The organism is Paraburkholderia aromaticivorans, from assembly GCF_012689525.1.
GTDB classification, from domain to species: domain Bacteria; phylum Pseudomonadota; class Gammaproteobacteria; order Burkholderiales; family Burkholderiaceae; genus Paraburkholderia; species Paraburkholderia aromaticivorans_A.
In genome coordinates, this window is record NZ_CP051515.1 from 753,920 (window position 1) to 775,355 (window position 21,436).

Annotated in this window: 14 protein-coding genes and 1 pseudogene; 10 read left to right on the forward strand and 5 right to left on the reverse strand. The window is 63.1% G+C overall.

From position 1 onward, the window contains the following. Nucleotides 1–84: 84 nt before the first annotated feature. Complete coding sequence (locus tag HF916_RS15250) at nt 85–852, reverse strand: DUF4410 domain-containing protein (protein WP_168789741.1); 768 nt, start codon at nt 850–852, stop codon at nt 85–87. Between the two features lie 784 nt (nt 853–1,636). Next, nucleotides 1,637–2,086 carry a hypothetical protein gene (locus HF916_RS15255; RefSeq protein WP_168789742.1) on the reverse strand — a complete coding sequence of 150 codons (450 nt, stop codon included), beginning with the start codon at nt 2,084–2,086 and terminating at the stop codon, nt 1,637–1,639. 351 nt (nt 2,087–2,437) lie between these two features. On the opposite strand from HF916_RS15255, the gene HF916_RS15260 reads away from it, so the two are divergent. Then, a complete protein-coding gene (locus tag HF916_RS15260; RefSeq protein WP_106277025.1) occupies nt 2,438–2,863 on the forward strand; it encodes a phasin family protein in 426 nt (141 codons plus the stop codon). Nucleotides 2,864–3,067: 204 nt separating this feature from the next. Here the strand turns inward: HF916_RS15260 and HF916_RS15265 are convergent, their stop codons facing one another. Continuing rightward, nucleotides 3,068–3,271 (reverse strand): hypothetical protein, encoded by a 204-nt coding sequence (locus HF916_RS15265; RefSeq protein ID WP_168789743.1) that lies wholly within the window; start codon nt 3,269–3,271, stop codon nt 3,068–3,070. A gap of 173 nt (nt 3,272–3,444) precedes the next feature. On the opposite strand from HF916_RS15265, the gene HF916_RS15270 reads away from it, so the two are divergent. Further along, complete coding sequence (locus HF916_RS15270) at nt 3,445–3,894, forward strand: DUF2844 domain-containing protein (RefSeq protein WP_206001929.1); 450 nt, start codon at nt 3,445–3,447, stop codon at nt 3,892–3,894. 11 nt (nt 3,895–3,905) lie between these two features. Beyond that, on the forward strand, nt 3,906–5,183 hold the full coding sequence (locus HF916_RS15275; protein WP_168789745.1) for a DUF3443 domain-containing protein: 1,278 nt from the start codon (nt 3,906–3,908) through the stop codon (nt 5,181–5,183). 98 nt (nt 5,184–5,281) lie between these two features. On the opposite strand, the gene HF916_RS15280 is transcribed toward HF916_RS15275, so the two are convergent. Then, nucleotides 5,282–7,123, reverse strand: a complete 1,842-nt coding sequence (locus tag HF916_RS15280) for an adhesin (RefSeq protein WP_168789746.1) — start codon at nt 7,121–7,123, stop codon at nt 5,282–5,284. A gap of 680 nt (nt 7,124–7,803) precedes the next feature. Continuing rightward, nucleotides 7,804–8,868 (reverse strand): annotated as a pseudogene (locus tag HF916_RS15285) (zinc-binding metallopeptidase family protein); the annotation flags it as partial. Between the two features lie 101 nt (nt 8,869–8,969). On the opposite strand from HF916_RS15285, the gene HF916_RS15290 reads away from it, so the two are divergent. The 7 genes from HF916_RS15290 (at nt 8,970) to HF916_RS15320 (ending at nt 21,430) form a co-directional block, all read left to right on the forward strand. Continuing rightward, nucleotides 8,970–9,158, forward strand: coding sequence for a hypothetical protein (locus tag HF916_RS15290; RefSeq protein WP_168789748.1), 189 nt, complete (start codon nt 8,970–8,972; stop codon nt 9,156–9,158). Between the two features lie 45 nt (nt 9,159–9,203). After that, nucleotides 9,204–12,677, forward strand: coding sequence for a DUF2126 domain-containing protein (locus HF916_RS15295; RefSeq protein WP_168789749.1), 3,474 nt, complete (start codon nt 9,204–9,206; stop codon nt 12,675–12,677). A gap of 29 nt (nt 12,678–12,706) precedes the next feature. Next, nucleotides 12,707–15,379 carry a circularly permuted type 2 ATP-grasp protein gene (locus tag HF916_RS15300; RefSeq protein WP_168789750.1) on the forward strand — a complete coding sequence of 891 codons (2,673 nt, stop codon included), beginning with the start codon at nt 12,707–12,709 and terminating at the stop codon, nt 15,377–15,379. Next, on the forward strand, nt 15,376–16,266 hold the full coding sequence (locus HF916_RS15305; RefSeq protein WP_168789751.1) for a transglutaminase family protein: 891 nt from the start codon (nt 15,376–15,378) through the stop codon (nt 16,264–16,266). Before HF916_RS15300 ends, HF916_RS15305 begins: the two co-directional genes overlap by 4 nt. 339 nt (nt 16,267–16,605) lie before the next feature. Continuing rightward, nucleotides 16,606–18,762, forward strand: coding sequence for a fimbria/pilus outer membrane usher protein (locus tag HF916_RS15310; RefSeq protein ID WP_168789752.1), 2,157 nt, complete (start codon nt 16,606–16,608; stop codon nt 18,760–18,762). 447 nt (nt 18,763–19,209) lie between these two features. After that, a complete protein-coding gene (locus HF916_RS15315; RefSeq protein WP_168789753.1) occupies nt 19,210–20,163 on the forward strand; it encodes a hypothetical protein in 954 nt (317 codons plus the stop codon). 61 nt (nt 20,164–20,224) lie between these two features. Further along, on the forward strand, nt 20,225–21,430 hold the full coding sequence (locus tag HF916_RS15320) for an HlyD family secretion protein (RefSeq protein ID WP_168789754.1): 1,206 nt from the start codon (nt 20,225–20,227) through the stop codon (nt 21,428–21,430). Nucleotides 21,431–21,436: the final 6 nt, after the last annotated feature.

Below are 21,436 nucleotides of genomic sequence, written 5' to 3' on the forward strand. Positions count from 1 at the left end.
AGCAAACGGCAGAGTGGGATCGAATTCCAACTCTGCCGCGCGCTGTTCACGACCGCTGCGGTTCAACGAACCGGCGATGCGTTATCAGCCTTTGGTGTGCTCCGTCGAGAGCCAGCCGCCGCTTACGCCGATCTCGCCAACCTGCTTGGCCACCGCATCGGCGAGGCGCTTCGCGTCCGCTGACACACCGGCGCGTTTGGTTTCGGATACGGCGTGCAAGCCGCCACCCAGCGCCGCCGAGGTCGCGATACTGCCGGCCGCCGCGCCCACGCCCGCCGTCTCGGCCATTCCCGGCGCCTTGCCGCTGTCGGCGTTGGCGGTGAAGGTTTGCACCAGACGCGGCGTGCCGCCCGCAGGCTTATACAGAATCTGCACCGAGCTGCTTACCTGACTCTTGCCCGCACCGAGGCCGATCAACATGCGGCGACGGCGATTGCCCGAGTCGATCGTATCGAAGCTGCCTTGCACGAGTAGCACATTCTGATCGGCGGGTGCGGGGATGTCCGAGCGGATCGCACGCAGACCCATCGACTGCAATTGATGCACGATTTCGTTGGCGACCTGTTCGCGGACTTCGGCGGCATCGGCGGCCTGCTTTTGCGCGGCGGACGAACCTTCGAGTTGCGTCTTCACTTTCTGCATCATGCCGCCGTCCAGTTTGACCTGGTCCGGATTGGCGTCGAAGGTGTAGACATAGATGTTGTCCGGGCGCACCTGGACCGGCGTGCTCGCCGTGCTTGCATCCTTGATGCTGCTACCGGCGCAACCGGTCAGCAGCGCGCTGCAGCAGACCATCGTCACGCAGGCCAAACGGGCGGCATTTTTCCTGAGGAATTTCACTGAAGTCAACATGTTGATCCTGTCGTCGGCACGCGGTGCCGGAATGTTCGAACGGTTCTCTCGATGATCGGGCAACCGGAGGATCGTTGATCATCGGCGAAACGTCTCGCACGTAAAGCACCCTTGATCTCATGCGTTCTGTTTCGTACGCACCGGCAGCGAAACGAAGTATGGGCGCGTGACTTTCCGAACTCCATTCAACAATTATTTCGTCCTATGTCATGGCGCGAAGCGGCGTCGCGTGGGGCTTTCGCGTGTCGCGAAAGTCAGCGGACGTGGCGGGAAAAGGGCGGATGTGCGGAAGGGGATCGACCGCGTCGGCAAGCGGCGTAAGGTTGTGCAACAGCGCGTGTGACGCCGTGTATATCGGCCATCAGTTCAAGGCGAGCCTAATGATGCAGCCAAGGACAAAAACCAATAGGACGGCGGCAACGGCCATGTTCAGCGGGTAGCGCATTCTTCACCAGGGCACCAGTGTTGCAGTGCTCATATCCTAATCACCTGACGGAAGATGAGAAGTGGTCAGTGAAGCGGCAATGTGGGAAAGCTAACGCAGCATGCTGAATGGTTAGACAGGGTGCAAGCGGGAGCGCTTCCAATCGGAAACGCCTCCGTAGAAGTTGCCACGCGCTTGTTGTCCGGCGGAAAAAACGCCCGCGCGCGAAGCGCACCAGCGTGCGTGTCGAGGGGTCACTCGGCTGGCGAGCCACGCGACGGTGAAGCACGGCATAGACCGATCACGTCGTACATGTGCCGGCGTGCCGGCGAGACTTGCGCCGCGCCGCCATCGCGAGAATTACTGCGCCTGAGCCGGCGGCGGCATCCCGTCCGGGCCGCCGTGCGGTGCCTTGTTCGCGGCGGCGAGATCTTCCGACAGACTGGTGCGCAGCGTCGCGATCGCCTGATCGGGATTGGCGGGCTTCAACTGCTCGCGAGCCAGAGAGTCATACACGTAGTGACGCAGCATCGGATCCTGGGTCTTGTTCAGCACGTCGTGATACACGGCGATGATTTCGCCTTGATGTCCGCTCATGGCATACAGACGGCGCAACTGTTCCAGATCGTTGATCACCGCGAAGCCGGGGCCCATCGGCCCCATCCGGGCATGCGGCGACGGCCCGTCGCCGCGTGGCGGCTCGCCGTGCGACTGAGGGCCCGCGGGCGGCGGTGCTTCCTGGGCAAACGCGGCCGTCGCGGCCAGAGTCAGAACGGCGCTCAGCGCCGCGCTCAAGATTGATTTTTTCATGAACTCGCTCCCATCGAGACAGGGCCGGCGCTACAGCGCGCCGGCACATGAGCAACGATAGTCGACATGCCGGTTCGTAGGGTTACTGATGCCGCCTTGTAACTTACCGCGCCTTCCATGTTGCGCGGCCGGTGCCCGACAAGCGCCGTCGAGGGCGCCGCGTGAGCCAGGGTGTGCCCGCTGGCGCATTGTTTCCGGATGGCGCATGATTAAGCGATGTGCCGTCCGACCCCAGAACCAGCGCGTTCCTGCGGACGCACGGCGCACGCGACGCCGCCAGTGCATGCGTCACCGAAACACAACGCGGCGATGCACCGCCGGCGAGTATTCAACCGTTAAGGAGGATTTCGCATGGACCGACCTGACGCCGCCAATCCGTTTGGCGATTTCACCAAAATGCTGGAGCAGTTCAAGCTCCCCGGCTTCGACGTACCCGCCATCATGGAAGCGCGACGCAAGGACGTGGAAGCACTGGTTCAGGCGAATCAGACTGCTTTCCAGGGGATGCAGTCGCTTGCGCAGAAACAGGCCGACATGTTGCGCTCGACCTTGGGCGAATTGCAGTCACTGACGGGCCAGTTGTCGGCCGGCGGTGCCGCGCCTTCGGGCAAAGCTGCCGAGTTGATCCAGCAAAGTCTGCACAAGTCGCTTGCCGATATGCAGCAACTGGCGCAAGCGGCGTATCAGACGCAAGCTGAGTCGTATGCGGTGATCGCAAAACGCGTAGAGGAAAACGTGCAGGAGCTTAAATCGCTTTTGCAGCAGCAGAAAAAGTAACGGGCGTTGATGCGTTGAATCGCTAACGCGTTACGTTCAGAAGACCGATGCCGCGGATGACCTTCGAGTTATCCGCGGCATTTTTTTGTTCTGCGAATCACGATTACCGCATCGATTATCTCTTCATACGAAAAGTCTTTTAGGGTGTTGTATTGTCGGACAAAAACCCGCATTTTCCTTGATCTTTTCAGCGTCTGCTTACATTCACTGCGCAATGCTGCGCGCATGAATTTTTTTCTGCTTCGGCCTTGGGCGGTGCGCTTCACTGTTCGCTTTAAACGAGCCGCGAAGCAAAAACGCGCGCTCAAGCGCCGCCCCTTGGTGATCTGGTCCTGAAATATCAAACAGACCCAAACGACGCCGCGCGGCGTAAGGGTTTAAATCCCTCCGCAAACGATTGGCGCGCATCGTCGCGACGGCTAAAGTTTCGCGTCACCACTCCGTAGACGCATTCACGCAGCCCGACCAGTGTGAATGCAGCACGGCACCACCGGCGAAGCGTGCGCCCCTAGTTTCCCGTTCGTGATCGGCTCGATGCCAGGTCACGAGCGTTTCACCTCGAAGGAACTCACTTGAAACCGATGCTCTATTCCCGCATTGCTCGCGCAATGCTCGGGGCAAGCTGCGCGCTGACGTTTGCCGCGCACGCGACGCTCGGCCAGAACGTCAGCACCGTTGACGGCGATCAGTCCCGCTTGCGCGCGGTGGCCCACACGGCCACTACGCAAAGCGCGTATTCGGTACACCTGATGACGCTGCCGTCCGGCACGCTGGTGCGCGAGTACGTCGCGCCCAACGGCATCGTGTTCGGCGTCGCGTGGGAAGGGCCGACGCTGCCGGATCTGAAATCCGTGCTGGGGACTTCATTCGACGTGTATGTCGCCGCCACCGCGACGCGCCGCGGTACGCCGCTCGCGGTTTCCAGCAGCGACCTGGTCGTGTACTCCGGCGGGCATCTGCGTGCGTTCTCCGGTCATGCCTATCTGCCGCAAGCGGTGCCCGCGGGCGTCGATGTCAGCGTCATTCAATAACGGAGCGCACCATGCGCCTTACGTCTTCGTTCAAAAGTTTGCTGTGCGCGGCGCTGCTCGCGTTGCTTGTCAGTGCCTGCGGCGGCGGGGGCGGCGGCTCTAGCGGTTCGGGCAGCGCGGCCGGCACCAACGGTTCGACCAGTGCCTCGTCCGGTCCCTCCGTGGTCAACACCTCGCCGCTGTCGCAGGCGCTGGCCGCGAACGCGGTGCGCGTGACGGTCGATTCCGGCGTGAGCAATGTGCCGAACATGCCGTTCGTCAGCCTCACGATCTGCGTGCCGGGCACGACGCAATGTCAAACCGTCGACCATGTGCTGGTCGATACCGGATCGTGGGGCGTGCGCCTCTTCGCGTCCCAACTGCCTGCTTCGATGGCGCTGCCGCAACAGAAAGACGCATCGGGCCATCTGGTGGCCGAATGCATGCAGTTTTTCGACGGCTACACGTGGGGCCCGGTCAAGCTCGCCGACTTGCAGATTGCCGGCGAAAAAGCCGCGTCGCTGCCGATCCAGATGATCGACCCGAACTACGCAACGCTGCCCGCCGATTGCGCGAACTTCGGCGCGGCGCGCAACACGCCGGCCACGTTGCAGGCCAACGGCGTTCTCGGCATCGGCGTATTCAAGCACGATTGCGGCGCGAACTGCGTGCAGCAGGCGCTGGCCGGCACGTACTACGGCTGCAGCGGCGCGACATGCACGTCGATTCCACTCGCCGAAGAACTGCAGGTGGCCAATCCGATTCCCTACTTCACCACCGACAACAACGGTTCGATGCTGAGCCTGCCGACGGTATCAGGCGCCGCGCAGTCGGTCGCCGGGCAACTGATATTCGGCATCGGCACGCAGACCAACAATACGCTGGGCGGCGCGCAGGTGATCGGCGTGAGTCCGTCGAATGGCACCTTCACGACCGTGCAGAACGGCACCACGTATTCGCGCAGTATTCTGGACAGCGGCTCGACCGGCCTGTTCTTCCAGACCAGCGCATTGCCGGTCTGCGCGAGTCCGAACAGTTCGTACTACTGCCCGGTATCGACTGAGCAACTGAGCGCGATGATCGAGGGCGTGAACGGCACCACGAGCGCGGTGAATTTCAGCGTCGGCAATGCCACGACGATTGCCCAGACGTATAGCGGCGATTCGGCGTTGCCGCTGCTGGCGGGACCGGCTTTTGTCCAGTCCGCGATCTTCGACTGGGGTTTGCCGTTTTTCTACGGCCGCAATGTGTACGCCGCCGTCGAGCAGCAGCCGACGCCCGGCGGCATGGGACCTTACGTCGCGTATTGAGCGGGACAACCGACGCTGGCGGGATTCGCCGGATGTGACAACGGGCCGCGACGGAACATCTTCCGTCGCGGCCCGTCCGTTTGATGCGGTCGAATGGCTTACTTTTTGCCGAGACCGTTCAGCAACGTCAACACGCCTTCGCCGAATGCTTCGGGGCGTCCCTCGAAGATACGTTCGACCGCTTTCCCGTCGATGAGGCGCCGGCGCAGCGCTTCGCGCTCGTCGTGCTGTTCGGCGAGCCGGGCGGCGGCGCGCACGTAGTCGTCGGTCGAGTGAGCCGTCAGCCATGACGGCAGACCAGCGCGTTCGAAGAGGCCGCTGTCAATATGCTCGAACACTTCACGCCCGCACAGGTTGACGCCGGGCAGGCCCATCGTGAACGAATCGACGATACCGTTGGTGTTGCCGAACGGGAACGGGCTCACGAACATGTCCATCGTGTTGAGGATCTTCAGATAATCGGGGTAGCTGAGCGAGCCGTAGACATCCACGTTCGATTCCGGCAGCGTCACGTAGATCGACTTTCTGACGTACGCGAGATCGATGCTTTCGCTCCAGCATGTCATGAAATGGAATTTGACCGGCACGCGCGCGGTGTGAACGATCGCCTTGCACGTCTCGAGAAAGTGCGGATTGATCTTCATCGCGCTGGCCGTCACGCCGATGTTGATGACGTCGCCGCGCTCGGGAACGGACGGCACCACGTTGGTAAGCAGTTTCGACGGCACGTACGGTTGGCCGTCCTTCGGCAGACGCAGCATTTTTTCGCTGAAGCATGCCGGGTCGCCGACGAAATCGTCCTCGACGCTCACGTAGTCCATATGCGCCGCGTGCATCGTGGCAGGATGGCCGAGGCCCGCGATCTGCAGCGGCGCGACCCGCAGGTTCGACAGAAAGATCGTGTGCGAGAACATGCCGACGCTCGGCATATAGAGCACGTCCGGCTTTTCGCGCGTGGCGAATTCCTGGATCTGACGGATGCAGTCGCCGACATATTCCGGATGCTCGAATTCGACTAAGCGGTCGAAAATCGCGCGTCCCGCTTCGTCCACGTGCTGCGCCTCGCCGAACGCGACGACTTCGAAATGCTGGCGCGCGGCGAGCAGGGTGCGTGAATGGGTTCGATAGATCGAGTGACCGCCCGAGAACCATTCGAGCACCACGAGCATCACCGGTTTGCGTCCTTTGATTCGCTTGCGGGCGACCCCAGCCTCGTGGCCCAGCAGGCCGAGCGTGTCCAGCTTCTTGCGCACCAGCCTGTTGATGCTGCGCTTGATCGCATGCCGGTTGGGCGATGTCGAATAACTGCAATGCATGTAGGCGCCGCATACGGCGGCGGTCGGCAAGTCGTCGAGGTCTTCGATGGTGTCGAGCGCGCCCGGCAACCATTCCAGCAGACGTTCGCGCTTTTCGTGCGCGGCGGGCGAGATGTGCACGGCCGCGCTGACCATGGAAACGCCGAGGCTCGTCGCAAGCACCGGGTCGCGCCGATGCAGGTCGGCGAAATCGATATCGTATTGCGAGCCCGAGGTGTAGAGCACGAGTTGCTTGCGGGTCAATATAGCGCGCGCGTCATCGCTGTCCTGCACGGTTTCGAGGAGCTTGCGCACGATGTGATCCGTCGATCCATACGATGTCACGGCGAAGATCATGTCGATCCACGGGCGCCCCCAGAACATGATGTTCATCTTTTCCGCTTCGAGCGGATACTCGGGGGCGGAAAGGAGCGTTGTGAAACCGTCGGCGATGCGCTGCAAGGTGTCCAGCGATTTTTCGTCGCTGGGTGAGTTCGGCGTGCTGCGGGCGAAATATTCAGCGCCGAGCCTGCCGCGCTTGCCGGAAAGCGTCTTGAGTAGTGTGCAGAATTCCTCGTGCGCGGCATCGTAGTCACGGGACTGGATCTGGGATTCGAAACGATCGAGGGAAAATTCGGTGCTCATGGCTTGGGTCGATGGTGAACGGCTTGCGGTGTTCCGCATGCGCGTTATGTTCAATGACAGGGAGGCGGGCGGCGGGGCGTTTGCAACCCGTGGCGGGTTGTGACGCGTGATTCGAAGCACGGCGCGCCGACTGAGGGCGATGTGCGCGTGCTGCGTGTGTCGCCAACGGAATCCGATTGTCAAAGAATTCGACCGGGCTGCATCTAGGAAGAGTCTTATTTTGAGAAAGGGTTTTGCGAGAAATCGCGAGGGGGATCGTTCGGAGACCGGTAATCACGCGCGCTGAACATGTCAGGGATGCGGTTTTACGAGCCGATCCCAACCATGCCGGTTTGCTTCCGAAATACCGGTTAGCGTCGCCTCGTGGCCCGTTTGGCCGGGGCTGCCTGAGTAGCAACAGGCGCGGGCTGCAACGGCGGCTCGGACGCCACGGGTTGCAGCGGCGGGGGCGGAGCCTCGATCGGCGCCGCCGGCTGCCCGCCGGCCTGCGTTGCCGGCGCTGTGGCCGACACCGCGACCTCAGCGGCCGGCGGCTCAGCCTGCGCGGCCGACGCGTCAATCGCATCCACCGGTGCCGCGCCCGCCGCCTGCACTGTTTGCGCCACGCCAGCTTGCGCCGCTGGCTCTTGCAGCGGCACCACCGCCGCCTGACCCGGCGGCGTCGCCGCTTCTCTCGGCTGCGACTTATCGCCGGCCCCTTCGATCACCCGATGTACGAAGCGCAGCTTCTCCACCACCGGCCCGGCCAGCGTGAACGGATACCCGTCCGGCATGCCGAGACTACGATTCAGGCTGTTCAGCGCATAGGTGAGCGGAAACCAGCGCTTCATCAAATTCTCGAAGCTCGCGTCTTCCACCGGCGTGCGATCGGTCAGCGTCGGCTCACTCGGGTCGTCGGGCAAGAGCGCCACGCCATACGACGTCGACGTATCCAGCACGTCGACGATCAGCATGTAATGCGCCCACGTCTCGGCCCAATCTTCCCAGGGATGCATCGTCGCATACGCGCTGATAAACGATGCCTGCCACTCGGCCGGGGCGCCGTCGCGATAATAGGCGCTCAGCGCCTCGCCGTAGTCGACGCTTTCGTCGCCGAACAGTTTGCGGAACGGCTCGAGCCAGCGCGGATTGTTCTCCACCAACTGGCTGAAGTAGTAGTGCCCGGTCTCGTGCCGGAAATGGCCGAGCAGCGTCCGGTAGGGCTCGCCCATCGCGGTACGGACTTTCTCGCGGTAGGCGTCGTCGGCTTCTGCGATGTTCAGCGTGATGAGCCCGTTATCATGACCGGTCATGACGCGCGAACCGTCGCCGCCGTCCTCGAGGAATTCGAACGCGAGGCCGTGCTCGGGATCGGCCTGGCGGGACTTCACGTCGAGACCGAGTTCGGCCAGCGTGTATAGGAGACGGCGCTTGGCCATTTCCAGCCGATACCAGTAGAGCCGGTTGTCCGGCGCGCTCAGATTCGGAATTGTGAGGGTCAACTGGCAGGCGCGGCACAGCACGTCCGGCGAGTCGGCGGGGATCATCCAGTTGCAGACGTTTTCGACGGCATAGTTGTGGCATTGACGGAACAACGCGCCTTCGGCGCTTGGATGCAGGCTGCGCCAGCGTGCTTCGCCGGCATCTTCGAACGCGCTGATTTCCGCCAGTTCAGGCACATAGCCGAGCAATGACTCGCAACGTTCACAACGAACGTTTTCGTAGAACACGATGTGCGAGCAGTGATTGCAGTGGAAGGTTTTCATCGGTCGAGTTTGGGAGGTGGGAGGGCAGCCATAAGCGAACACCTGCCGCAATCTTCATGCCGCATTTGCCAGACGTCACTGGTTTAACGCACATTACGTGCATGATCGTGCATCAGCGCTGCGCCGCTTTGGTGCGCGGCCTTGAAAACAGTAGTGAAAGGGCGCTTGGTTCGATCGACCGGACGGTCGGCGAAGCGCGGCAAGTCTCACAGCAGGCGATGATCCGGGCAGTGCAGGCAGTTCACGCGGTTTTTCGCACTTGTTCAACAAGCGTTCAACAAACGGCATGAAGCTTGCTTTTTGGCGGGCTGCCATCCTTCGTCCAGGAGTCCGGTGTGTCCATACGCGTCGCGTTGCATCATGTCACACATTACCGTTACGACAGGCTGGTTTCACTGTCGCCCCAGGTCGTGCGTCTCAGACCTGCGCCGCATTGCCGAACCCCGATCCTGTCGTATTCGATGCGGGTCGAACCAGCGGAACACTTCATCAACTGGCAGCAGGACGCGTTCGCCAACTACCAGGCCCGGCTCGTCTTCCCCGAGAAGACGCGCGAATTCAAGGTGACCGTCGATCTGGTCGCCGAAATGGCCGTCTACAACCCGTTCGACTTCTTTCTCGAACCCTCGGCCGAGCAGTTTCCCTTCGAATATTCGCCCGGCCTCGCGCTGGAACTCGCGCCGTACCGCGTCAAGCGGCCGATGACGCCGCGCTTCGCCGAGTTCGTCGCGAGCATCGACCGCACGCCGGCCGCCACCGCCGACTTTCTCGTCGGCCTGAACCAGCGGCTGCAACGCGAGATCCGCTACCTGATCCGCATGGAGCCGGGCGTGCAGACGCCCGAGGAAACGCTCGTGAGCGCTGCGGGCTCGTGCCGCGATTCCGGCTGGCTACTGGTCGAGACCTTGCGGCAGCTGGGGCTAGCGGCGCGCTTCGTCTCCGGCTATCTGCTGCAACTGGCGCCCGACGTCAAATCGATCGACGGCCCCAGCGGCACCGAAGTCGACTTCACCGACCTGCACGCGTGGTGCGAGGTCTATCTGCCGGGCGCGGGCTGGATCGGCTTCGATCCGACCTCCGGGCTGCTGGCGGGTGAGGGGCATATCCCCGTCGCCTGCACGCCCGAACCGGGCAGCGCGGCGCCGATCTCCGGCGCCGTCGACGAATCCGAGGTCGAGTTCGAACACACGATGTCGATCGAGCGGGTGCTGGAGACGCCGCGCGTCACTAAGCCGTTCAGCGAAGCGGTCTGGGCCGACGTGCTGAAAATGGGCGCGCAGGTCGACGGGCAACTCGCCGACATGGACGTGCGTCTGACGATGGGCGGCGAGCCGACCTTCGTCTCGGTGCGCGACCGCGACGCCGACGAATGGAACACCGACGCGCTCGGCCCGACCAAACGCGGCTACGCGGTCGCGCTGATGGACAAACTGCGCTCGCGCTACGGCGCGAACGGTTTCCTGCATATCGGCCAGGGCAAGTGGTATCCGGGCGAGCAATTGCCGCGCTGGGCGATGTCGCTGTACTGGCGCGCCGACGGCGAGCCCTGCTGGCACGATCCGTCGCTGTTCGCGGACGAACGCGAGCCCGGCACCTACACCGCCGCCGACGCGCAACGCTTCCTCGCGCATCTGGCGGGCAAGCTCTCGCTCGACACGGACGGCATCCAGCCCGGTTTCGAGGACGTCTGGTACTACCTGTGGCGCGAGCGCCGTCTGCCGGTCAACGTCGATCCCCTCGACGCGCGGCTGGACGACGAACTGGAGCGCGTGCGCCTGCGCCGCGTGTTCGACGCGGGGCTGGGCGGCGCGACCGGTTACGTACTGCCGCTCGCGCGCGAACGCGAAGTGCCCGACGAGGCGCCGCAATGGGTCAGCGGCCGCTGGTTTTTCCGCGACGAGCGCATGTTCCTGATTCCAGGCGATTCGCCGATGGGTTACCGCTTGCCGCTCGATTCGCTGCCGTGGGTGTCGAAGACCGACTATCCGTACCAGCACGCGCACGATCCGTTCGCGCCGCCGGTGCCGTTGCGTCCGGCCGCGCAGTTGCGCATGCAATACGACGGCGAGCAGCGCAGCATGAGCCCCGCCGATGCGCGGCGCGCGGCGGCGTTGTCGTCCTCGGCGGCGGAGTTGCTGAGCGGCATGCCCGGCAGCGGCGTGCTCGCCTATGCGGGCCAGCCCGGCGACGCAGAGGCACCTAAGCGTGGCCAGTCGTCGAAGGAAACGATTCGCACGGCGATTTGCGTCGAAGCGCGCGACCCGAAACGCGCGGCCGGCCCGAAGGCCGAAACCGAGGCGTTCGGCAGCGGCCGTACGCTGCTGCACGTGTTCATGCCGCCGCTCACCGAACTCGACGACTATCTCGATCTGCTCGCCGCCGTCGAGGCGACCGCAGCCGAGTTGCGCATGCAGGTGGTGCTCGAAGGCTATCCGCCGCCGCGCGACGCGCGCCTGAAAGTACTGCAGGTCACGCCGGACCCCGGCGTGATCGAAGTGAACATTCATCCCGCGGCGAACTGGGATCAACTGGTCGATCACACGGAGTATCTGTATCAGTCGGCGGCTGAAAGCTATCTCAGCAGCGAGAAGTTCATGACCGACGGCCGGCACACGGGGACCGGCGGTGGCAATCACTTCGTGCTCGGCGGCGCGACGCCCGCCGACAGTCCGTTCCTGCGCCGTCCCGATCTGCTGGCGAGCCTGATCGCTTACTGGCACAACCATCCGTCGCTGTCGTATCTGTTTTCCGGGCTGTTCATCGGGCCGACCAGCCAGGCGCCGCGTATCGACGAAGCGCGCAACGATCAGGTCTACGAGCTCGAAGTGGCGTTCCGCGAATTGCAGCGGCAGATCGACATGCTCGGCGGCCGCAACAGCGCGAGCCTGCCGGCGTGGATGATCGACCGGTCGCTGCGCAACATCCTGATCGACGTGACAGGCAACACGCATCGCGCCGAGTTCTGCATCGACAAACTGTATTCGCCCGATGGCCCGACCGGCCGTCTGGGCCTGCTCGAACTGCGCGGCTTTGAAATGCCGCCGCACGCGCGCATGAGCCTGGTGCAGCAACTGCTGCTGCGCGCGCTGGTGGCGCGTTTCTGGCACACGCCGTACACGCAGCAGCTCACGCGCTGGGGCACGGAGTTGCACGACCGCTTCCTGCTCGGCACCTTCGTGAAGATGGATTTCGACGACGTGCTCGGCGAGCTGAACCGCGCCGGCTTCGCCTTCGACAGCAGCTGGTTCGCGCCGCACTTCGAATTCCGCTTCCCGCTGGTCGGCGAAACGACGGTGAACGGCGTCTCGCTGACCATCCGCAACGCGCTCGAACCGTGGCACGTGATGGGCGAAGAGGGCTCGCCGGGCGGCACGGTGCGTTACGTGGATTCGTCGGTGGAGCGGCTCGAAGTGCGCGCGTTGGGGCTGAACGACAACCGCCATGTGCTGACCGTCAACGGCGTGCCGGTGCCCTTGCAACCGACCGGCCGCGTCAGCGAATACGTGGCCGGCGTGCGCTTTCGCGCGTGGTCGCAGCCGTCGGCGCTGCATCCGACCATCGGCGTGGATGCGCCGCTCACTTTCGATCTGGTCGACACATGGGCTGGCCGCTCGGTGGGTGGATGCCAGTATCATGTCGCTCATCCGGGCGGGCGCAATTACCAGACCTTCCCGGTCAACGCCTATGAGGCGGAAAGCCGGCGGCGCGCGCGCTTCTTCGCGTCGGGACATACGCCGGGGCCGCTCAAGGTCGATGCACCGCACCGCAGTCTGGAGTTTCCATTCACACTGGACCTGCGCTACTGGTGAAACCAGCACACTCTTAAAACGACACGACCTTGGCCTTTCAATCGACTTTTCCCTTCGAAGCGTCCGCGGCGCGCGCGGACGCTTCGTCCCTGTTGCGCCTGCTGCCGGCCCACGAGGGACATTGGGACGAGTTGCGCGACACCTCCGGCGCGCTGCGTGAACCGTGGCGGCAATTCTTCGAACGGCTCGGCGAAGACGGCATCGCGCGGCTCGACGATCACCTCGCCTCGGTCGCGCAGCAGATCCGCGACAACGACATCAGCTACAACGTCTACGCGGATAACGGCGAGCCGAGGCCGTGGGCGCTCGACCTGCTGCCGTTCCTGATCAGCGAGGACGAGTGGGCGCATATCGAGCACGGCGTGACGCAGCGCGCGCATCTGCTCAACGCGATCGTCGCCGATATCTATGGGCCGCAAACCTTGCTGGAGCGCGGACAATTGCCGCCTGCGCTGGTCTTCGGCCATCCAGGTTATCTGCGCTCGGTGAAGGGCTACGCGCCGCCGGGCGGCCAGTTTCTGCACGTGGTCGCGGTCGATCTGGCGCGCACGCCCAACGGCGACTGGACCGTGATGGCGCATCGCACCGAGGTGCCGTCCGGTCTCGGCTACGCGCTGGAAAACCGCCTGATCGTCTCGACGCTGTTCGCCGATCCGTTCCGCGCCCTGCGCGTGAGCCGGCTCGCGCCGACCTACTCGCAGCTGATCTCGACACTCGTGCAGGCGGCGCAGGCCACGATGCTGCACGACAGCGAAAACGCCGAACATTCGCCGCATATCGCGTTGCTCACGCCGGGGCCGTTCAGCGAAACCTATTTCGAGCACGTGTTTCTGGCGCGCTACCTCGGCGTGACGCTGGTCGAGGGCAAAGACCTGACCGTGCGCGACGACAAGCTCTATCTGAAGACGCTCGCCGGTCTCGAACGCGTGCACGTGGTGCTGCGGCGTCTGGACGATGCGTTCTGCGACCCGGTCGAACTGCGCGCCGATTCGAGCATCGGCGTGCCCGGCTTGTTGCAGGTGATGCGCGCGGGCAATGTGATCGTCTCGAACGTGCCGGGGTCGGGCTTTGTCGAATCGCCGGCTTTGCACGGTTTTCTGCCCGGCATCGCCGAAGTGCTGCTCGACGAAGACCTCGTGTTGCCGAGCGTGGCGACGTGGTGGTGCGGCGAGGAGGCGGCGCGCGACCATGCGTTCGGGCGTCTGGACGAAGCATTCATCGTGCCGACATGGCCGGTCACCGGGCGCGACGCGCCGCCCGGCGTGGAGCAGGGCCGACAGCGCCTGTCGACGTGGCGCGAGCGGATCGAAGCCATGCCCGACACCTACACGATCCAGCAGGCGCAGCGCTTTTCCTGCACGCCGCGTTACGAAGACGGCACCGTCGGCCGCCGTCCGTCGGTGCTGCGGGTCTATGCGATTGCGGACGTCAACGGCGGCTGGCATGTGATGCCGGGCGGCTTCACCCGCATGGCTGCCGAACGCCAGGCCACCGTGTCCATGCAGTACGGTGGCAGCAGTGTCGATACGTGGGTGCTGTCGAGCCAGCCGACTTCGACCTTCACGCTGCTGCCTTCGCCGATGCAGCCCGCCGACCTCGCACGCAAGCATCGCACCGTGTCGAGTCGCGCGGCGGAAAACCTGTTTTGGGCCGGACGTTACGGCGAACGCGCTGAAAACAACGTGCGGCTGTTGCGCCTGATCCTCGGCTCGCTGGAAGGCAACGATGCCGACGCGATGTTTCCGACCCTGGTCGAACTCGCCTTGCATTGCGGGCTCGTGCAATCCGGCGACATGTTCGCGCCGCATTCGCCGCAAGCTTTCGAGCGAGCGCTGGTCGCCAATCTGATCGAGAGCACTGGCGCCTCGAGCATCGGCCAGAACCTGACTTCGCAGGCGCGATCCAATGGCGAGGTACGCGGGCGTCTGTCGAACGATCACTGGCGCACGATTCTCGCGGCGCGCAACGACTTTCGTGATGCGTTACAGATGTTGATGCCGACGCCGGGTTATGGCGGTGGTTCATCTTCATCTTCATCGCAAACCAACGGCGACGGGAATGGCAACGGGAGTGGCGGCGCGAACGGCCGCGGCGAACGCTACGACCGTTACGACCGCGTCACGCTGATGAACGCGCTCGAACACCTGTCCGTGCAGTTGTCGGCAATCAGCGGCGCACAGGGCGACCGCATGACACGCGACGAAGCGTGGCGTCTGTTATTCGTAGGCCGTCACATCGAACGCGTATCGGCGATGAGCTCGTTCCTGCGCGTGGTTGCCGACAAAGGTCAGCTCTCGACACCCGCCGGTTTCGATTTGCTGCTGCAGTTGTTCGACAGCACGCTGACCTATCGCTCGCTCTATCCGGGCCGCTTCGAAGTGCCGGCCTTGCTCGACCTGCTGGTCATCGAGCCGACCAATCCGCGCGGCATTTACGGCGTGTATGAGCGTCTGCGTAAAAAGCTCGACGAGATCGCGGTGGCGGCGGGCAGCACGCGGCATCGTCCCTTTGCCGAACTGATGGCGCCTGCCGCTTCGTTGCCGACGCTCGAATCGCTGTGCGCCGTCGACGAGGACGGCGCCTACGGCAATCTGATTGCGGTGTGCGATCAGATCGGCGGATTCGTCGGCGCGGCCGCGCATGAAATCAGCGCGCGCTATTTCAGTCACGCCAGCACGGTCGCCTCGCAGGTGTGGTCATGAAGCACACGCCGACCGTGTTGTCCGTCTCGCATCGCACGACCTATCGCTACTCCACCTATGTGGAGACCGCGCAGCATCTTGCGACAATCCGGCCGATCGCCTGTTCGTGGCAACGCGTGGTCTCGCACAGCGAAAAGATTGAACCCGAACCGTCGTATCTGAACAGCCGTATCGACGCATTCGGCAACGACGTTCTGTATTTCGCGCTCGACGCGCCGCACGAGCGCTTGCAACTCGTCAGCGAAACCACGGTGGCGCTCATGCCGCGCTGGACCGATCTCGATCCCGAGGCGACGCCCGAATGGGACGACGTGGCCGATGCGCTGCGCTTTCGCGTCGGCGGCCAGTTCCGGCCCGAGGCGGAGTTCTGTTTCGCATCGCCGAATATCGTGCCGCGGCCGTCGTTGCGCGACTATGCATTGCCGAGTTTTCCGCCCGGCATGCCCGTCGCCGCGGGCGCGATCGATCTGATGCACCGCATTCACGAAGACTTCGCCTACAAGCCATCCGCGACAATGTTCGATACGCCCGCTGAACGCGCCTTCGAATTGAAGAGCGGCGTGTGTCAGGACTTCGCGCAGGTGATGATCGGCTGCTTGCGCTCGCTGGGCTTGCCGGCGCGTTATGTGAGCGGCTATCTGCGCAACGATCCGCCGCCGGGGCAGCCGCGGTTGATCGGAGCCGACGCGTCCCACGCGTGGGTGTCGGTGTATTGCCCGGGCAGCGGCTGGATCGATCTCGATCCGACCAATGACGTACTCGCCGATATGGATCACGTGACGCTCGCCATCGGCCGCGATTACAGCGACGTGTCCTTGCTGCGCGGCATGATTCTCGGCGGCGGTGCGCATCGGGTGGAAGTGGGTGTGACGGTTCTTGCGCTTTAGGCGCCGCGCCGCGCATTCCCGATCTATTTAACATCGCTTTTCAGGACCCAGGTAGGGTTCAGACCGCGACCCATGTGTTGTGGCCGTCAAGGTCACGGCTATCCTCCCTTTGCCGCATTCGCGGCTCTCTCCTTCAGGCGTCTGCACTCGGCAATGCAGCAATCCTGCCCAATGCCTATGCCGCGAGTAAAACTTGTGGCCCTGTTGGGAAAATTCCGGCCTTCTCTCAGTGAAATCGTCTAGCGGGCGCGAGCGCCAGCGCCGATACTTTTGATCGAAACGCGGCCATACAGAGTCACGTGCACATTGCCACACGCATAACGAACAATAACGGTTGAAATGGCGGGAAAAAGACAGTCCGAATTCGCACGGGGATTGAATGGGCGTGCGCTTTGGCACACCCAGGCGCTGATGTTCGGTGCGCTCGGCGCTTGCGTGTCGGCGTCCGGGCACGCGCAGGCGCTTGCCGGCGGCAGTAGCCTGTTCAGCGGCCAGCGCAACAATGACGGCGTCGATGCTTCGGCAATGGTGCGGGATATGTCGGCGTCCACAAGCGAACCTGTTGTGAATCCGTACGCGGAAAGTCCGTCGGCGACGCTCGGCTACGCTTTCAATACGTTCCATACGTCGGGGCAAGGAGCAGCGGACACACAGCGTTATCTTGGCTTGACTGCCGGCGTCAATATCGGCAACTGGCAAGTGCGCGAACGGGGTGCGTTGCAGTCCAGTACGGGCCGGGGCACGTCATACCAGAATATCGCGGCTTACCTGCAGCATGACATTCCCTCCTTGACGAGCCGGCTCGTGCTCGGGGACCAGTTCACGGACGGCGCTGTGTTCGACAGCATCGGCGTGCGCGGCGTAAAGATGGAGAGTGTCGATAGCGCGGAGTCTGAGTCGGTGCCCGGTTACGCACCTTTGGTGCGCGGCGTGGCGATGTCGAATGCGCTGGTCACTGTTACGCAGAACGGCAACCGTGTATACGAAGCGACAGTCGCGCCAGGGCCGTTTGAGATTAATGACGTTGCAGCAACAGGTTATGGCGGCAATCTGCTCGTCACCGTGACGGAAGCGGACGGCAGTCGGCACAGCTTCACTGTGCCGTATGCATCCGTCGTGCCACTGGTGCGTCCGGCCTCGACGCGCTTCAGCATCGTCGGTGGCGTGAGCCGTGACCCGCAGATCAGGCATCACAGCGCTTTGCTGCAAGGCGCGGTTCAGCATGGTTTCAACAGCGTGGTGACGGGCTATGGCGGGGCGATTGTCGCGGACGGTTACCTGTCCGGCCTGATCGGTGCGGCGCTCCGTACGCCGATCGGCGCACTGTCGGCCGACGTCTCGGAGGCTCAGGCCGATGTGTCGCATGCGCGGAGTACGCGCGGCACAAGCCTGCGCATCGGCTACAGCAAGTTCGTCGAGCAGACGGATACGAACGTGTCGATCGCGGCAATTGGCTACTCATCCGGTGGCTTCCTCACGCTGCGCGACGCGATGCTCGGGCGCGACGCGATGCTCGGGCGGGACGCAGTGCAAATGGGTTGTGGCGCAGATCGCATCGGACGCCGGCGCAACCAGATGCAGATCACGCTGAACCAGCGCGCGGGCGCCGATGGCGGCGCGCTTTACGTGGTCGGCTCGACATCGAACTATTGGAATCGTTCGGGCTCCGACACGCAGTTCCAGATTGGCTATGCCGGCGCGTTGCGTGTGGCGGAAGCGAATCTGAACTACACCGTATCGGTTTCCCGTCAGCGCAACGGGTTGGCAGGGCCAATGAGCAATCAGGTGTTCGCAAGCGTCTCGATGCCGCTCGGCAAGGTGGAGCACGCTTCGACGCTTTCGGCGGGCCTGATGGATGACAGTCGCGCCGGCTGGTCCGAACAGGCCATGCTCGCGGGCTCCGCAGGCGCTGCGGATGAACTGCGTTACGGCATGTACGGGACGCACTCAGAGCGGTCGACGACAGGTGGTGGCAATGCGCAGTATCACAGTCCTTACGCGACCTTCGGTGGGAGCGCGAGCGGCGGTTCCGGCTACTCGCAGGAGTCGGCGAACATTCGGGGCTCGGTGTTTGTTCGCAGGGGAGGCATCACGCTGGGCAACGCGCCTGAAGTCACAGCGGATATCGTCCCGCCGAAAAGTGGCGTAGCCGTCAGCTCATCAGACTCTGTTGGCCCGAACGCCGGCAGTCCCGGCTATGTACCCGTGCCGCATCTGGTGCCGGGCAGTGCGGATCCGATTGAAATCGACGTCCGGCATGACCTGCAAGACGGCAACGCCGGGCCGACGAGTCTGGGGACTGCGTCGCGGTGGAATGCGTGGGTCGTCAAGCATGAGTCGGTTGGCGATAACGTTGCTGAGAATGTCGCCACTGCGGACCAGACGGAAGGCGCCGAGCGTTTGATGCTGTTCATGAACACCGTGCCGATGAAAGTGTATGCCCGTAATTCAGTCGTCTTGTGGTCGGATGTCGAGCGCGGGAACGGGCATCACTGAAATTGCCTGGGGCGCTCACGCGGAAAGTCGTGACTCGGGGCTGTCATTAAATTGGCGTCGCCTGGTAGCTAAAGATTCGAGAATTGGCCGAGCTTCACTAGAAGCAAAGCCATGTTTTGTAGGTCGTAGTCTGTAGCTGTAGCTGTACTAACTTTATTTCACCCAAAAAAGGCAAGAAAAATGCAAAAGATCGATCGTAACGCACTGGCTCAATCGAAAATCGCTGGTGGCTGCTGCAAGTCCAGCTGTGCACCGGCACCGAAGTGCGCTCCGGCACCGGCACCGAAGTCGAAGGCTTAAGCAGTTTCGCAATAACGGTGTAAGGGCGGGCTGATTATCCGCCCGCAGTCTCGCGAAGCCCAGTCGATCACGACTGGGCTTCGCGTTCAGATGACGAATGATGGCGTTCCTGCGGAACGGCTGTGTCACCGTGACGAAGGAACCCGCATGGAGTTGTTAAAAGCGTTGCGCGCGCTGCCCGTTGCCTTCAGGCGCGGTGCGAGGCGGAGCCGCGCCTGGGTGCAAGGCGCCTGTCTCGCGCGCATTCCGCTCCGTGCGATCGAGCCGCTTGCAATTTCCGCATGGTATGTGGGGAGTCGTTTCAACGCCCGGCTCCGCTGGAGCGGTATTGAGCGGCGGGATGTCGGGCGCGACGTGTTGAAGCTCGAACGTATTGATGACCATCGCGTGCTGTCGGGCAGGGTGCTCGAGAAACTGATCGATCAGCGGCTTCATTTCGGCCGCCAGCGCAATCGCGCCGAAGCCTGGCCGGATTTGCAACGCGCCGCGAGCGTCCTGGCGCAGATCATCAGGAAAGTGAAAACAGCGACGCCGGAGCGGGCGGTCATCGTTTCGCCGTTTCATTACCTTTCGCAATACGCAAATATTTATTTGATTGACGAACTGCGCAAGCAACTCGGTCTCGCGTCCATCGGTGTCGTATCGGGCGTGCCGCAAGACATCTACGGAAGCGATGACGCGATGATTCCGCACATCGACATCCTTCACACCTATAGCGAAACGAACCGCAGCGGATTGGGTTTGCGCGCGGCGCGCTCGCTTAGACGCAACGGTGTCGTCGTGCTGTTTTCCGATGCGCCGCCGTTCACGTTGAGCGGCTATCCCATGGAGACGGTCGGCGTGTCCATTTTCGGCCGTTCAGCGCGTATTCATAACGGCGTATTCCGCATGGGCGCGCCGCTTGACGCGCTGCTGCTGCCGTTCTATCTGCGCTTCGAGTGTGGGCGTTTCAGTGCCGTCGTGCTCGAGCCGATCGAACTCGCGCAAAGCGACGCGCCTCAACGTGTCGCCGACTGCATCGAGAAAGCGCTGAGAGACAACTATGCGCGCTCGCTGGCCGCCGGACATCCTTCAATGTACGCGTTTGCGCCCGCCAGATAACCCACGCAACCGGCGTTAGAAAGACCCATCTCGTCTCCAGAAGAGAGGCGGCAGGACAGTAATGGAACCAACCAGTATTCCGCAGTTCAAGGACATTTCCTGGCGATGGATCGCCTATGTCGCATCGGCAATCGTGATGGTTGCAATTGGCTTCGGCTTCCTGCATGAAGTCGAGCTCAAGCAGGATGTGCAGTGCGAAATCGTGTCGCCGTCTGAAGTGAAGGTACGGGGTTTGAGCGGACTCGTGACGTCGGTGTACGTGCACCCGTCGGAACGCGTGGCGTCGGGTGCGCCCTTGTTCACACTGCAGCGCGATCTATCGTTGTCGAGCGACGGCCGCCAGCGCAATGTGTTCGACTCGCAAATGCGAGACGAGCAGATTCGTGTCGCAGACGAGCAGTACGCGCAGCGCAAGGCGCAGCTCACCGCGCAGCGAGATGCTTCATCGCTGACCGGCTCGAGCCGTCGAGCGGAACTCAGCGCGCTGGATGAACAGATCACCCAGAACCGCCAGCTTTCGGAGGAATCACAGCAGAAGCTCGTGCGCCTCAAGTCGGTGTCGGACTACGTTACAGCCGATCGTATCGAGCAGGCCAGCGCCGACGAGCATCAGGTCAAGGTCTCCATTGCCCAGGGCCGGGCACGCCGCGAACAGTTGCTCGGTGAGATCTCGACGTTAAGCGGCACGCTGATCGACCTCAATGCGCAACTGAAAGAGAACGACGCCCGGCACGAACAAAGCATTCAGGAAATCCAGATGCGCTTCGAGCAGTCGCGCCTCGACGCAACGATCTCGGCACCGCAGGCGGGAGTCGTCACGTTTTCGAAACTCGTGCCGGGCCACATGCTGGAGGCATCCGACGTCGCGCTCGTCATCGCGACGGACGACAAGGGCGCATTGCGGGCGGCGCTACGCATTCCGTCGCGACGTCGTGGGTTCGTCGAAAAAGGTCAGACCGTACGGCTTAAATTCGATGCGTTTCCGTACGCGAAATTCGGCAGCTACGAAGCCCGCATCGACGTTATTTCCGACACGACGATGCAGGCATCCGCATTGCCTCCTGGCGTTCCTGCCTCGCTGGCCGCTCAAGGCGGCGGAGACGGCGACTACCTGGCGTGGGCAACGCTGCGGGGCAAGACGTTCGACTACGGCAGGCAGCACTTTGACATATTGCCGGGCATGCGAGCGACGGCGAGCATCGTCGTCGAGCGTAGGACGATCGCCGAATGGGTGCTGGCGCCGCTTTTCCGCATGATCAGAGGCTAATCAGGA

What these genes read in the sequence shown, in the direction of transcription:
- HF916_RS15320 (WP_168789754.1), top strand. Translation starts at nt 20,225, where the DNA reads ATGGAACCAACCAGTATTCCGCAGTTCAAGGACATTTCCTGGCGATGG.
- HF916_RS15265 (WP_168789743.1), bottom strand. Translation starts at nt 3,271, where the DNA reads ATGCGCGCCAATCGTTTGCGGAGGGATTTAAACCCTTACGCCGCGCGG.
- HF916_RS15250 (WP_168789741.1), bottom strand. Translation starts at nt 852, where the DNA reads ATGTTGACTTCAGTGAAATTCCTCAGGAAAAATGCCGCCCGTTTGGCC.
- HF916_RS15290 (WP_168789748.1), top strand. Translation starts at nt 8,970, where the DNA reads ATGATCGTGCATCAGCGCTGCGCCGCTTTGGTGCGCGGCCTTGAAAAC.
- HF916_RS15305 (WP_168789751.1), top strand. Translation starts at nt 15,376, where the DNA reads ATGAAGCACACGCCGACCGTGTTGTCCGTCTCGCATCGCACGACCTAT.
- HF916_RS15270 (WP_206001929.1), top strand. Translation starts at nt 3,445, where the DNA reads ATGCTCTATTCCCGCATTGCTCGCGCAATGCTCGGGGCAAGCTGCGCG.
- HF916_RS15260 (WP_106277025.1), top strand. Translation starts at nt 2,438, where the DNA reads ATGGACCGACCTGACGCCGCCAATCCGTTTGGCGATTTCACCAAAATG.
- HF916_RS15280 (WP_168789746.1), bottom strand. Translation starts at nt 7,123, where the DNA reads ATGAGCACCGAATTTTCCCTCGATCGTTTCGAATCCCAGATCCAGTCC.
- HF916_RS15315 (WP_168789753.1), top strand. Translation starts at nt 19,210, where the DNA reads ATGGAGTTGTTAAAAGCGTTGCGCGCGCTGCCCGTTGCCTTCAGGCGC.
- HF916_RS15255 (WP_168789742.1), bottom strand. Translation starts at nt 2,086, where the DNA reads ATGAAAAAATCAATCTTGAGCGCGGCGCTGAGCGCCGTTCTGACTCTG.
- HF916_RS15275 (WP_168789745.1), top strand. Translation starts at nt 3,906, where the DNA reads ATGCGCCTTACGTCTTCGTTCAAAAGTTTGCTGTGCGCGGCGCTGCTC.
- HF916_RS15310 (WP_168789752.1), top strand. Translation starts at nt 16,606, where the DNA reads ATGGCGGGAAAAAGACAGTCCGAATTCGCACGGGGATTGAATGGGCGT.